Source organism: Coleofasciculus sp. LEGE 07092 (genome assembly GCF_015207375.1).
In the GTDB taxonomy this organism is placed as follows: domain Bacteria; phylum Cyanobacteriota; class Cyanobacteriia; order Cyanobacteriales; family Coleofasciculaceae; genus LEGE-07092.
Genome location: NZ_JADEWY010000021.1, coordinates 25,667 through 38,418, shown reverse-complemented (window position 1 = coordinate 38,418; position 12,752 = coordinate 25,667). Strand labels below are relative to the sequence as shown.

11 protein-coding genes are annotated in these 12,752 nt (G+C 45.7%); 4 read left to right on the top strand and 7 right to left on the bottom strand.

The genetic code is table 11. From position 1 onward, the window contains the following. Positions 1-45: 45 nt before the first annotated feature. Positions 46-810, bottom strand: coding sequence for a Uma2 family endonuclease (locus IQ257_RS07590; protein WP_193872779.1), 765 nt, complete (start codon positions 808-810; stop codon positions 46-48). A 170-nt stretch (positions 811-980) separates the two neighbouring features. Here IQ257_RS07590 and IQ257_RS07585 point away from each other — a divergent pair, with 170 nt between their 5' ends. After that, positions 981-2,171, top strand: a complete 1,191-nt coding sequence (locus IQ257_RS07585; RefSeq protein ID WP_193872778.1) for a glycosyltransferase — start codon at positions 981-983, stop codon at positions 2,169-2,171. Here the strand turns inward: IQ257_RS07585 and IQ257_RS07580 are convergent. Together IQ257_RS07580 and IQ257_RS07575 are read right to left on the bottom strand one after the other, a co-directional pair. After that, entirely contained in the window at positions 2,168-3,229 is a 1,062-nt protein-coding gene (locus IQ257_RS07580) for a YgfZ/GcvT domain-containing protein (protein WP_193872777.1), read from the bottom strand. The genes IQ257_RS07585 and IQ257_RS07580 overlap by 4 nt on opposite strands. Before the next feature lie 115 nt (positions 3,230-3,344). Continuing rightward, complete coding sequence (locus IQ257_RS07575; protein WP_193872776.1) at positions 3,345-3,959, bottom strand: Uma2 family endonuclease; 615 nt, start codon at positions 3,957-3,959, stop codon at positions 3,345-3,347. A gap of 952 nt (positions 3,960-4,911) precedes the next feature. On the opposite strand from IQ257_RS07575, the gene IQ257_RS07570 reads away from it, so the two are divergent. Both IQ257_RS07570 and IQ257_RS07565 read left to right on the top strand, forming a co-directional pair. Next, entirely contained in the window at positions 4,912-7,302 is a 2,391-nt protein-coding gene (locus IQ257_RS07570; RefSeq protein WP_193932985.1) for a GAF domain-containing protein, read from the top strand. Positions 7,303-7,511: 209 nt separating this feature from the next. After that, the gene (locus tag IQ257_RS07565) at positions 7,512-7,964 is read left to right on the top strand and encodes a RidA family protein (protein WP_193872774.1); all 453 of its coding nucleotides are present in this window, start codon (positions 7,512-7,514) and stop codon (positions 7,962-7,964) included. Between the two features lie 55 nt (positions 7,965-8,019). Here IQ257_RS07565 and IQ257_RS07560 read toward each other — a convergent pair whose 3' ends face one another. The 4 genes from IQ257_RS07560 to IQ257_RS07545 all read right to left on the bottom strand — a co-directional run bounded on the left by IQ257_RS07560 (position 8,020) and on the right by IQ257_RS07545 (position 12,137). Further along, positions 8,020-9,027, bottom strand: coding sequence for a zinc-binding dehydrogenase (locus IQ257_RS07560; protein ID WP_193872773.1), 1,008 nt, complete (start codon positions 9,025-9,027; stop codon positions 8,020-8,022). Between the two features lie 206 nt (positions 9,028-9,233). Continuing rightward, the gene (locus tag IQ257_RS07555; protein ID WP_193872772.1) at positions 9,234-10,058 is read right to left on the bottom strand and encodes an alpha/beta fold hydrolase; all 825 of its coding nucleotides are present in this window, start codon (positions 10,056-10,058) and stop codon (positions 9,234-9,236) included. Between the two features lie 106 nt (positions 10,059-10,164). Further along, the gene (locus IQ257_RS07550) at positions 10,165-10,611 is read right to left on the bottom strand and encodes a DUF3598 family protein (protein WP_193872771.1); all 447 of its coding nucleotides are present in this window, start codon (positions 10,609-10,611) and stop codon (positions 10,165-10,167) included. A 104-nt stretch (positions 10,612-10,715) separates the two neighbouring features. Further along, positions 10,716-12,137 carry an aldehyde dehydrogenase family protein gene (locus tag IQ257_RS07545; RefSeq protein WP_193872770.1) on the bottom strand — a complete coding sequence of 474 codons (1,422 nt, stop codon included), beginning with the start codon at positions 12,135-12,137 and terminating at the stop codon, positions 10,716-10,718. A gap of 179 nt (positions 12,138-12,316) precedes the next feature. Between IQ257_RS07545 and IQ257_RS07540 the strand changes: the two genes are divergently transcribed. Then, positions 12,317-12,511: a hypothetical protein gene (locus IQ257_RS07540; protein WP_193872769.1), complete on the top strand. Its 195-nt coding sequence runs from the start codon at positions 12,317-12,319 to the stop codon at positions 12,509-12,511. Positions 12,512-12,752 lie beyond the last annotated feature (241 nt).

Genomic DNA, 12,752 nt, shown 5'->3' with positions numbered 1-12,752 from the left:
AAAAAGATGGCTCTTTTCATGCAGATGTAATGCAGCCATCTCAGTTCATAGTTCATTGTGTTTTCGCCTTGGACTATGAACCCTGAGATTTCCATCCGGTTCAATCCCCAAATCCCGCAGTTGTTGAGCTAATCGCCGAGCATGCTCTTGTTCTCGTTCTTCAGGCGTGAGAATCCACCTACCATCCGCCTTGTACCAGCGCAACCAGAGGCGCTCAAGTCCCTGATAAACCCCTTGCCACAACCCCAAACCGAGTTGAATGTCATTCATCCACACACGCGGCTCCCGCAGTTCTAACTCGGTATAGCAATTGCCAGCAAACTGAAATACTCTCAGGCGATCGCTCTTACCATCAAAGACCACATAATAGGGAATGTGCAAAATTTGCTCGTAGACTTCCCACTTGGTTGGATCAGGATGCAATTCTTCCAGATGTTCTCCCAAGTCTTCTCGTTCAGTTTCAGGTGAGAGGAGTTCGACAACCACAAAGGGATTGAACATTTTTTGCCACGTCACGCCATTTGCTGTCAAATTTCGAGGTTCATCCAATGGCTCGACTCTCACCACGGCAAACCAGTCAGGACGTTTGTACCTGTTGGTATGATGGGGGTCGTAATACAGTTTTTCAGCACTGCTAACTTGGATTTGCTCCAGTAGATAGTTGGGAGGGCGGAACGTATCTTCTAAAACCTGAGGTTGCAGGCGATGAAATTGATCGAGGACTCCTGATTTCAGGTTGTCTTTCCCAGTCGAATCGTCCGTTCTCGGTAAAACGTCCTTGGGGGAGCAAGGCGGGTCGGTTGGATGCATGATGCTACCCAGGATATTTATACTGTATAAATTACTATTTTCACCTACAGCGATCGCAGCTTATCATCTACGACAAACTATTTAATTTAGGAATCGCTTCTAGTAGAGGGAGTGGGGAGTGGGGAGTAGAAAATTTCACAATTCTTTTAGGCTGACTCTATAAAATGACGATGGATCTAAGCCTGTGTACAATCGTTAAAAATGAAGAAAATAACACACCACAACTTTTAGAAAGTGTCAAGTCTCTGGTGGATGAAATAGTTATTCTTGATACAGGTTCCATTGATCGCACGGTTGAAGTTGCCAAAGCCTATGGAGCCAAAATTTATCAGTTTGAGTGGTGTAATGATTTCGCCGCCGCTCGCAATTATGCGCTGCAATACGTGCAGGGCAAGTGGGTGCTGGTGCTAGATGCCGATGAAGTGCTGACGCCAGAAATTCTACCTGAAATCCAGCAAGCCATTAAAAGCGATCGCTATCTTGTCGTTAACCTGCTGCGGCAAGAAGTGGGAGCATCTCAATCTCCCTACTCCTTGGTTTCCCGTTTGTTCCGCAATCATCCAGATATTCGCTTTTCGCGTCCCTATCATGCCATGGTGGATGATAGCGTTAGCCAGCTATTGCAGCAAGAACCTCACTGGCAGGTGATTTCTCTGCCAACGGTGGCTATTTTACACTACGGTTACCAACCCGAAGCGATCGCGGCACAGGATAAGTACACGAGAGCTAAAGCTGCCATGGAAGGGTTTCTGGTAAACCATCCTAATGATGCTTATACCTGTAGTAAATTGGGGGCGCTTTACATTCAAATCGATAAAGTGAATGAAGGGATTGCCCTCCTAAAACGCGGCTTAACTGATTCTCAGATAGATGCTCCCGTATTATTTGAACTGCACTATCATTTGGGGAATGCTTACACCCGACAAAACGATATTCAGTTAGCCGCACAGCATTATCAAGACGCTATCGGGCAACCGATATTTCCCCAGCTCAAAGTCGGCGCTTACAATAACCTCGGCAATTTGCTATTGAGAGTGGGTGATTTAACCACTGCCAGAACTGCGTTTGAAACAACCTTGAAGATTGCACCCAATTTTGCTGCTGGATACAATAATCTGGGTATGACATTAAAAGCCCTAGGGCAATTGGGGGAAGCAATCGCTGCTTATCAGAACGCCATCCAACTGAATCGCGATTATGCCGATGCCTACCAAAATTTAGGCGTAGCATTGCTTAAAATTGGTAAAGTACCAGAAAGTTTATCAGCGTTTGGTAAAGCGATCGCTCTCCACGAGAAACATAGTCCTAGTGAAGCCCAGCGGCTGCGGCTGGGACTGCAAGAGATAGGTTTTCAGATTTAAGACTGGTTATACTCATGAGTTAAAAAGGGGACATCCACAATTTCACCTTCAACGTCTCCTATTTGTACCTTCAAACCCAGACCACCCGCTTTTGTGCGAATATAAGCTAAACCAAACAAACCTCGGTCAGTTTCAGTAAGACTAGTCAGTTTGCCGACTTTCTCACCCTCTGCGGTAATAATCGTTCCGGGTTCAGCGGGTGCTTGGAGGCGAACGCCCCAGAGTTGTTGCTTGACACCTTTATAGGTATTCAAACGGGCAATAGTTTCTTGACCGATGTAACATCCTTTATTAAAAGAAATAGTCTGCCATAAACCCGCCTCTAGAGGATTATAATCTTCGGTTAGTTCGCGATCAGGAACGGGACGCCCTTGCTCAATTCGCAACTGCTCCCAAATGCGATCGCCCATCGGAATAGCGCCTGCTGCCGTTAAAGTTTGCCACAGCTTTGCCGCATCACTAGCAGCAGCGATTAGGGTATATCCGGGTAGTACCAAACCACTGCCTACGGCAACTCGTACCTCTATATCTTCCAGCTTTAGCTGTTGATGACTGCCATAAACCTCATCGATAGGCATTTGAATGCCCAATTTAGTCAAAAGAGCATCACTTTCTGAACCCATTAAGCTGAAGGTGGTAAACTCACTCGATACATCTGTCAATTCCACCCGATCCATGGGAAAAAGATAGCGATCCAACCATTCCAATAGTGTTTGACGCCGATTCGGGGAAACGAGGAGTAACACGGCGTCTTCGGTGACATAAGCTGTTGCTAAGTCGATGGTACGAGCGGTAGATGTTACAAAAACCGTATCACAACCCTGTCCGGGTTGAAGTCGCTGAAAATCATTGGTGCTTTGATTGTGCAAAAAGCTTAGTCGATCCTCGTCAGAGACTTTCAGCAATCCCCAATGGGACAAATCAGCAAGGGCAACTCCTTGACGCGCTGCGGCAATGGCTTCGGCATCATTTCCGAAACTGACTGGCACCTTGACTTCAGCAACTGGCTCAAATGTTGCCCCAGTGTTAAGCTGAACCTCTCGCAATTCTTCACTCATCGGTTAATTAGTGCTGTTTACTGTAAGCCAGTATGGTGCGTTAACGAAGTGTAACGCACCTTCTCCATTTGGCTGAACTCAGGAGTAAGGTTCTCATCACGGCAAAAAACCATTTTCAACCCCACACCCGACCTAAATTCAACAAAAAACTTGGTAACACCTTGTCACCAGACAACTCAGCCGGATTCTCTAACACTTCCACATCCTTACCCAGTTGATAAATTTCTACCCGTCGATGCTGTGGATCGATTAACCAGCCCAGCAGAGTGCCATTGTCAATATACTCCCTCATTTTATCTTGCACAGACTTGAGGGTATCTGAACTAGAGCGTAATTCAACCACAAAATCGGGGCAGATATTAGCAAATGTTCCTTTTTGTTCGGGAGTAAGTGCCTGCCATCGTTCTCGACTCACCCAAGAGGCATCAGGGGCGCGAGTTGCACCATTGGGTAAGATGAAGCCTGTAGAAGAGTCAAAGGCTTCACCAGGTTCGCCCGCATTACGCCACCACAAATACAATTCTCCAGAAATACTCCAGTTGCGTCTCCCAGTTTCCCAGCCTGTTGGTGGGTTCACTACTAACTCTCCTTGTGCGGTTCTTTCCAGTCTCAAGTCGCGGTTAGCTGCTGCTAGGGCTGCAAACTGTTCCTGGGTGACGTACAACCCGATTGCCTTAGGCAACTCAATCAATAGGGTTTGGTTTTCGGGACTGGTAGGTGTCTGTACCATCTTGACCTCTTACACAATAGGGATTGGGTGAATGATACCTAACCCTATTAACTAACAAATTCTACAGGTTTGTCTTCGCGTCCGTAGGTTTCCTAGGAAAAGACGGCACTTGCTAATCGACTGTATTCTTATATAAAGAACGACAATTTCTCAAAGCACTCGCATCACCCAATAAACAATGGAATTTTAGCCAAACACCTGATACTCTCAATCAAGTCAATAGTGAGAACCGCTACAAGCTACCCGTTAATACAAGGCGGGATCACCCACTTCTGAGCAATCCTGAAAAAACTACCCGACTCCCCCCATATTTACTGCTCGTCCCTATCTGTAAGACAGCGTAATATAAAGAACCGTAAAGTTAGGGATGTCGAGATAGCCTACAACCGTGTATATTAATTGTATGACCCAACTGTATTACAGCGGCTTCAGGGTTTTTTAAAAAAATCGCCGTTGTGTCAGTTTCCTCTGTTGGCTACAGGTTCCGACCCTGGTTGAGAGATAGTGAATAGAGGGCGGGTAAATCTAGGGTGCATCTACTACTATCCAGGCTACTCAGGTGCTTGATGTCTTATCAATCGCAGTTGTTCGACAGCTAAGATGTAATACACTGCTGGCAGAAACCTAGTTTTCTCACCTAGCAGGTGGGGGATGAAGTCCATCCTCCTAAGGAAGGCACAAGTAAAATATAAAAAACCAAACTTTAATGAAGAAAGGGAGAGCCAAGGAACTTCCTTTCTTTCTTGATCTTTTAGTTGAATCCTATAGGATTCAGTCAGGAAAGTTTCTATTTCCTATCTTAACACCCTAATGGGGAAAAGGATTTGCAGCCAGAGTGGATGATCTGAGATTCTATCTTGGCATTCGCATTGAGGTGCTAGCATCCAGCCAGCAGCAGCATCTATAAGGAATGTCCTAATACTTTGGGCTGCTGGCAGGAGGTCTGGTTTTGGTGAGTATTATTCGGTCACTGCAAGGGTTGGCTGGAGAAGCCTTTGTTGTCCCATTTGCTGGCTTATTCACAAAAGTCATGATAGTACTGGTAGCAGAAGTGCTCCCGAAAGGAAGGCAAAGTACGAGTTCGGTAGAATTGGCAAGCGAGACTCAAAGCGAAAATATCAGACGCCTGCAAAAGCAGAGTTTGGCATTGATGAGGTTAGCTCGACCTCAGACTCTCTACTGTGGAGATTTAAAGGCAGCCATTCAAGAGATTACGGAAGCGACTGCCGAGGCTCTGGAGGTGGGGAGAGTGAGCGTTTGGTTATACAATGCAGGGCGATCGCACCTTAAATGTATTGATCGCTATGAACAAGGGAGACACCCTGGTAACACAGGAGAGGGAGAAAAGTCTCTTCACTGGTCGGTAGACAATCAACTATCCATCTCTCCCTTAGGATTAGATGTACCTATTTGCCTCAGGGAACAGATCGTCGGTGTCCTTCGCTGCGAACAAACGACAAGTATCATCAGACAGTGGACTCCCCAGGATCAAAACTTTGGCACCACGATCGCAAATATAGTGGCTCTGGCGCTAGAAGCGAACAATCAGCAGCAGGCGAACGCTCAGTTGCCAGACATCAACAGCCCCCCACTCAAGATTGATGAAATTACAGAAGAGAACAAACTAGGGACGCAACATTCGGCACAGTTGGGTTGGAAGTCAGATATTTCCTATCTGGCTCAAGCCCCCGCTATGGAGTCCACCCCTGATTCACCAGAGCGTAACCGTATCTCTAGGCTGGCAGCCGTTGTGGAAAATCGGCTGAAGAGTGTCATGACCCTGTTAGGCAATCAGTCCCTGCCTCTGGCATCTCGCCGCACTGTCGGCTGGGTAGCCAATGCGATTGCTGTCGCGATTGACCAGTATTGGGCGCGAGCAGAACTCCTTAGCCGTCGAGAATCCCTCCTATTCGGGTTAGCCAATCAAATCCGCAATTCCCTCGAACTCGATACCATTCTGGAAACGGCAGTTGAGTCCATCCGCAGCCTCCTGAAAATCGACCGCTGCCAATTTCTCTGGTATCGTTCTCAAGAGGGAGCACCCTACTGGGAAGTGGTTAAAGAAGCCAAAAATCCCAACTTGCCCAGCCAAATCAGTCAGTATACAACCGTTGAGATGGCACCCTTTGCCGAGCGGTTTTTAAATCGGCAGATTGTTCGTATCGATGAGGTTGGAACCTTCGGCGATCCTGTCCTACAGCAGTTCTTAACTGCACTGGGATACACCTCGATTTTGGCAATACCCATTCAGACTCGGGCTGGAGAGATGGGGGCGATTAGTTGTAGTCACGGTACAGAAGTACGCCCTTGGGACAATAGCGAAGTAGAACTCCTGCAAGCGGTGGTTGCCCAACTGACTATCGCTTTGGATCAGGCAGCACTTTATGCCGAAGCCCGTCAAACGGCTGAGGTTGCCCGAGCGCAAGCCCAAGAACTTGAACAGACTCTTAACCAGCTTAAAGCGACCCAAGCCCAACTGGTACAGAGCGAAAAAATGTCGAGCTTGGGACAGTTGGTTGCAGGTGTTACTCACGAACTGAACAACCCCGTCAATTTCATTCATAACAACCTAACTTACGCCAGCGCCTACATTTACGACTTACTCACCTTGGTGCGCCTCTATCAGGAGTATTTTCCAAATCCGCCTACTCTACTCATGGCGCAAGCTGAACTTATTGATATTAACTTTATTGCCGACGACCTGCCTAAACTGCTTCATTCCATGCAGCGAGGAACAGACCGCATCAGCTCAATTGTGATCAGCTTGCGCAACTTCTCGCGGCTGGACGAAGCCGAAATGAAACCCGTTGACTTAAATGAGGGACTTGAAAGCACCTTGTTGATGTTGCAATATCGGCTAAAGTCTAAAGATGCCAGACCGGAGATTTCAGTTATTAAAGAGTACGATAATCTGCCCAAAGTCGAGTGCTATCCAGGACAGCTCAATCAAGTGTTTCTGAACATTCTCAACAATGCGATTGATGCTTTAGAGAAGTTCTTTGCCGAACGGCAGGAACCCACCTCACCTGCGATCACGATCCGCACTAGCATTGTTAACCCTGCTCCCGACGATCCTACCAGTCTGGCTGCAACCCAACTCAACGAGCAGCGCGTTGTTATTCAAATTACCGATAACGGACTGGGAATGACCGAATTTATAAAAGCACGGTTATTTGACCCCTTTTTCTCGACTAAACCTGTCGGCAAAGGGACGGGCTTGGGATTGGCGATTTGCTATCAGATTGTGGTTGATTATCATCATGGTGCTCTCAACTGTAAGTCCGCACCCGGGAAAGGTACCGAGTTTTGGATCGAGATTCCCATTCGGCAAAGCCAAGATTAAAGACTATAGTGGTGATTCTAGAGTCTAGACAATCACCTTGTCTCTCTGCCAAAAAGATTACTTCATCCCCAAGACTACTGCTCTAAGGCCGGATTTTGGGGTATTACAGATCTGTAATACATTAGGGATTTTTCCCGTTGAAGTAAATTGGTTTGAGAAGTATTAATTTGTGCTTGTCTTATCTCAGACTTTTTGGAAGGAGTTTTTGAATGGTCGCGGCTCGCGAAGTTATTATTCCTACAGGAATGGAAGTTTTATACGAAAAATATCACTATTGCCCTGGCATTAGAATAGGAAACACTTTATATGTATCGGGTCAAGTAGGTCGTGACGAAAATTTACAAATCGTTGAGGGAGTAGAAGCCCAGTTTGTCCAGGCTTTTGAAAATGTGAAGAAGGTACTTTTAACAGCAGAAGCAACCTTTGATGATGTGGTAGAAATGATTACTTACCATGTTACGGAGCCATCACCTCACAAGAGGCAAACAGAATCTGCGAATGGTTCAGCATCACAATCGCTGATTATTCCCCACTTGCCTCTCTTCATGCAGGTAAAAGACCGTTATTTCACCAATAAATACCCCACTTGGACGGGGGTAGGTGTCACGGCTTTATCTACACCAGGGCTGATTGTAGAAATTAAGTGTACGGCAATTCTGTGATGGTGAGCGGGATTGGGAGTATTAATCAATTTTTTTTAAGAACTGAGGCAACCCCTCAAAACCTAACGACCACTTTGCCACAATTCTGACCACTAAGCAGGTATTCAACCGCAGCAGTAACGGATTCAATCCCTTTAAATTCAGTTGAATCAACGGCGACTTGGAGTTTACCCGTATAGAACAAGTCTAAAATGCGATCGCGTGCTTCAGGGATATAGTCCCCATATCGTGGCATGAGAAACCCCCGTACTGAGGCGGCTTTCCAAAATAGCTTGCTGTAAATGCGGGGTTGGTAAACGGCTTCTAGTTGATAGGCATATTCAGAGATAAAACCCACCACAACTAAACGCCCCCGAACGGCTAAGTTATTAACACAGATATCGAATATCTCTTTACCCACACATTCAAAGACTAAGTTAATGCCATCGGGATACTCTCCCTTGAGGACTTCATCAACGTTTTCTTGCTTATAGTTAATAACGCGATCGCATCCCAATTTTTTCAGGAACTCAGATTTGGCATCAGAACCACAGGTGCCAATGACGTGATTGCCTGCTAACTTTGCCAACTGCACGGCGATATGTCCCGTTCCTCCGGCGGCGGCTGTGACTAGCACAACTTCCCCGCTTCCCATCTCTCCAACTTGTTCTAAAGCCACCATTGCTGACACGCCAGTTGGCATGAGCGTTAAAATGTCTGGAGTAGCTTGGCGAACTTTAATGGCAAGGTTAGCAGCGATCGCTTGGTACTCCCGATATCCGCCACCCCTTACCGTAGTAGCTACTGCATCACCAATTTTAATATCGGTCACATCAGACCCAACAGCGATAACTTCTCCCACCGCTTCCACTCCCAGATCGAAGGGGGGTGTAAGGTTGGCATAAGGAACTTCACCTCGACACAACAAGGTATCAAATCCGGCATTAACACCCGCAAATTGATTGCGAATGACAATTTCATGGGCAGCCGGTTCAGGAATGCGAAGTTCTACAATCTCAACGGCTGACTTAAAATCTTGACCGAGTTGTTTGGCAATCAGCTTTTTATAGAATCTTGGCTGCATAATTTTTGGGTTGAGTTATTGGAGATTAGGAGATAGGAGACAAGGAGAATTCCCACCATCAGCTCATCCCCCACTCCCTTTCTCTGGGTATAAACCCTAAGCCCTGGTTGACTGACAAAACTTGTGAGCAGATGCCTAGAAAGCCCTCTCCCTTGGGGATAGGGGTTGGGGTGAGGGCGCATGAAGTGATTGTCAGTCAATCAACCCTAAGCCCCTGCTTCATCCAGAAAATCAACCACTACCTTCGCTATTTTCTCAGGCATTTGGTTCATCATGCAAATAGTTCCCCCTTCAAGTTCAACCACTTTGCCATGAGGAATAGCTTGAGAAACAAAATATCGATCTCTAGCTTTGGCTAAACCCAATCGCTCAAATTCCTCTACATCATCAATTCCCCATAGAATGAGAGTTGGACACTGGAGCGATTTAAAGCGTTCGGCTGCATCCAAACAGTAGTTACCTACAGCCCAAACCGCATATAAAGGATAGCCAAAACATTTCAAATCATCTAAAACCCAACGGTGGTTTAACTCAGCAGAACCGACATATCTAGAACGGGCTAACCAGCGTTCCATCAGATGGGAGCCATCTTCTTTAATTTTGAACCCTTCCTCAAATCTCTGAAATAAATCAGCTTGTCCCTCTTCTCCGAAACCTGCGACATTACCGAGAATCATTTTTTTCACGCGATCGGGATATGCCGCAGCGACTTCTCCCGCTACAAACGCCCCTGTATGATTTCCCAGAAGGTTCGTTTTTTCTATCCCCAATTCATCCAAGAGGGCAATAACCGTTTTGGCATAGTCAGCAACAGAATACAATCTAGGGGGTTTGTCTGAGTCCCCAAACCCCATCAAATCCATGGCTATTACCCGTCTTTTTGGGGCTAAAATTGGCATCAACTCCCGAAACTCATCACTACTGCGGGGATTCATGTGCAGTAATAGCAGCGGTTCACCCTCACCACCGATACGATAAAGAATTTGACCGTCTTCTGTGTCTAAAAATGCTCGCTTTATCGGTTGATTCATTTCACTATCATAAGTCAATAGTTCTATAGCCAGTCTCAATCAGTTGCGAACTATAATTCACGCATTCCCTAATGCTTAAAACTATCTCCTATCTACCTGACAATTTTTATCGCATCCGTTCTTCTTGAATTAGAGTACGTTGATAAATTTGATTAGTTTTAAACCAATGCCAAGTACGAGAACGATAGTTATTACAAGAACTAACTTGAATCATTTCGTATAAGTACATATCCGGTATAGTCTTGTAAGTAAAGTGCAGGATAATTGTTGCCTCATCCACTTCCCAAGCCTTCCCATTAAGACGTTCTGTATCAAACCAGAGTGCTTTATCTCGATAGGTTCCCGGAAATTTATGCTCTTCACACTTGCCGTTAGACCACTTGTACCGATTAATCTGACAGTAGGAATAGGAATCGTCTTCGGGAAACTGACAGGTTAAATGGGATTCGTGTTTATCAAGAATATTACCCTGAATATTAATGAGGGTATATGTTCCCACCCAATCTCCCTCATGTCGTACCAGGACGGGCATTTCTTCTCGAATTCTGGACATGAAACTACTCCTTTTTTAATTGGATAGAAGGTGACTAAAAAAATTAACCAAATACCAGGCTTTTCAAGTCAATATATAAAAATTTACCATAATTCACTGCGGCTTTAATGTCTCTCAAACCACCAGGGATCAGCTTTAGACTCAGTTTTAATCAAAAACGCTTTTTTCCGCATAAACCGCTTGAATGCTGCCGGACCCATGCGTGACCCACCCATGCCGGAAAATTTGAACGAATTTTTTTCAGCTTCGTGCATAACAGCAGTTAATGCCGCATCATTAATACTGATACCACCCGCATCAAGATAGTGTGCCACATTGAGGGCTTCAGCTTGTGAACCTGCAAAAACAGCGCCACTGAGTCCGTACATCGTATCATTTGCTAGTTGCACTGCTTCCTCAACCGTGGAAAATGGCATCACTGGCATAATCGGACCAAAGGTTTCTTCTGTCATCACTTTCATAGAATGATTGACATGAGTCAGCACCGTCGGAGGACACCACAACCCTCCATCTAAATTTTCAATCCCGCCTCCGCAACACACAACTGCCCCTTTTTCCACAGCATCTTGCAAGTGTTCAGCAATAATCGCCGCTTGATTTTCGGCAATAATTGGACCTATTTCTCCATCTTGAACCGATGGATAAGCCAGGTTGAGGCATTTTGCTTTTTCAACTAATTTCTCGACAAACGGCTCGACTATCGATTCTGCCACGTAAATACGCTCGATTGAGAGGCAAGATTGTCCAGTATTTACGACTGCACCCCACAAGATAGCTGAGGTGGCTAATTCTAGATCCGCTGAATCTAAAACAATTGCCGGATCTTTACCTCCCAATTCCAAAAATGCCGGAATAAAGCGCCCAGCCGCCGCCTCTGCCACTTTTCGACCCGTCACCACACTGCCAGTAAAGCAGACCAAATCCACGCACTCGATTAATGCCGCCCCCGTATCGCCTGCACCCTCAATGTAAGCCAAAACATCTCGCAATTGGGGAACGGCAGCAATGGTTTCCAAGAGGGGTTGAATAAAGCGAGGCGCAATTTCACTGGGTTTAACGACAACAGCACAACCTGCCAGTAATGCGGGTATCGTATCAATTGCAGACAATAACAGGGGAAAATTCCAGGGACTGATGACTCCGACTAACCCATAAGGAACGCATTCATTTTGGATGCGGATGAAGGGAATGGCTGTGGTTTTTTCCTCCTGTGAGGATAATAACTCCGGAGCCAGCCGACACCAGCGATCAATGCTAAAAATCAGGGAATCTATTTCCAGTACTGACACCGACCATCGACCTGTATCCGCTACTAAGGCTTGAAGCAGGTCATCTTTATGATAGAGTAAGTTTTGCTTCCATGCCTGCAACACATCAATCCGTCTCTCCAAACCACCTTGCTGCCAATCAACTTGAGCTTTACGCAAGCGACTGCACTGCCCTGTCAGTTGCTCCGGTGTCGGTGGAGTTAACCAATAATCGACTTGTCCGGTACGGGGATTGCGAACGCCAAAACTATTAGCCATCGAATTGCTACCACAAATCGAAAATTCTATATAGAAGACTTTATCAAAAACACTAGTGGTAAGGTGTAGCTTTAATTCAGAAAATCCAGAAAATCTAGATGTAAAGCTGTAAAAAAATGATGAAAGTCTCCTTGGTGGAGACGCTGGAAGCCTGATTATACCGTTACTGATTTGCCTGAGTGCGTAAGTCCTGGTTTAGTCTAGCAGATACGGGGGTTAATCTCAGCGTCTTTCCCTACTTGAATGCTTCAGCCGCTCTGGGTTGTTGCGACAATGCTACCCCCCCGGTGAATCTGAGCAACTTGGTATCGACTAGCTGTGATTTGAGCCTAGTCTATGAACCGCATAAATTTTTCGGCACTATCGTTCGGTAATGGGCATAACCGCGATGCGATCACAAATTTCCCGACTCCAAACGTAGTCTGTAGTATCAGGAGTGATAAAAACTGTTGGACTTTTTTGCGTATGGTTTCAAATAAAATCGGCAAAGGTGACGTATTAAAAAGTCTTTTTAGTAGCTTATCTTTAAGATATATATTAAAATACATTAATTGTCGAACTCAAAAACAGCAATTCAGTCTTTATTATTTGACGAATTAGATATTTTTGCGAAAA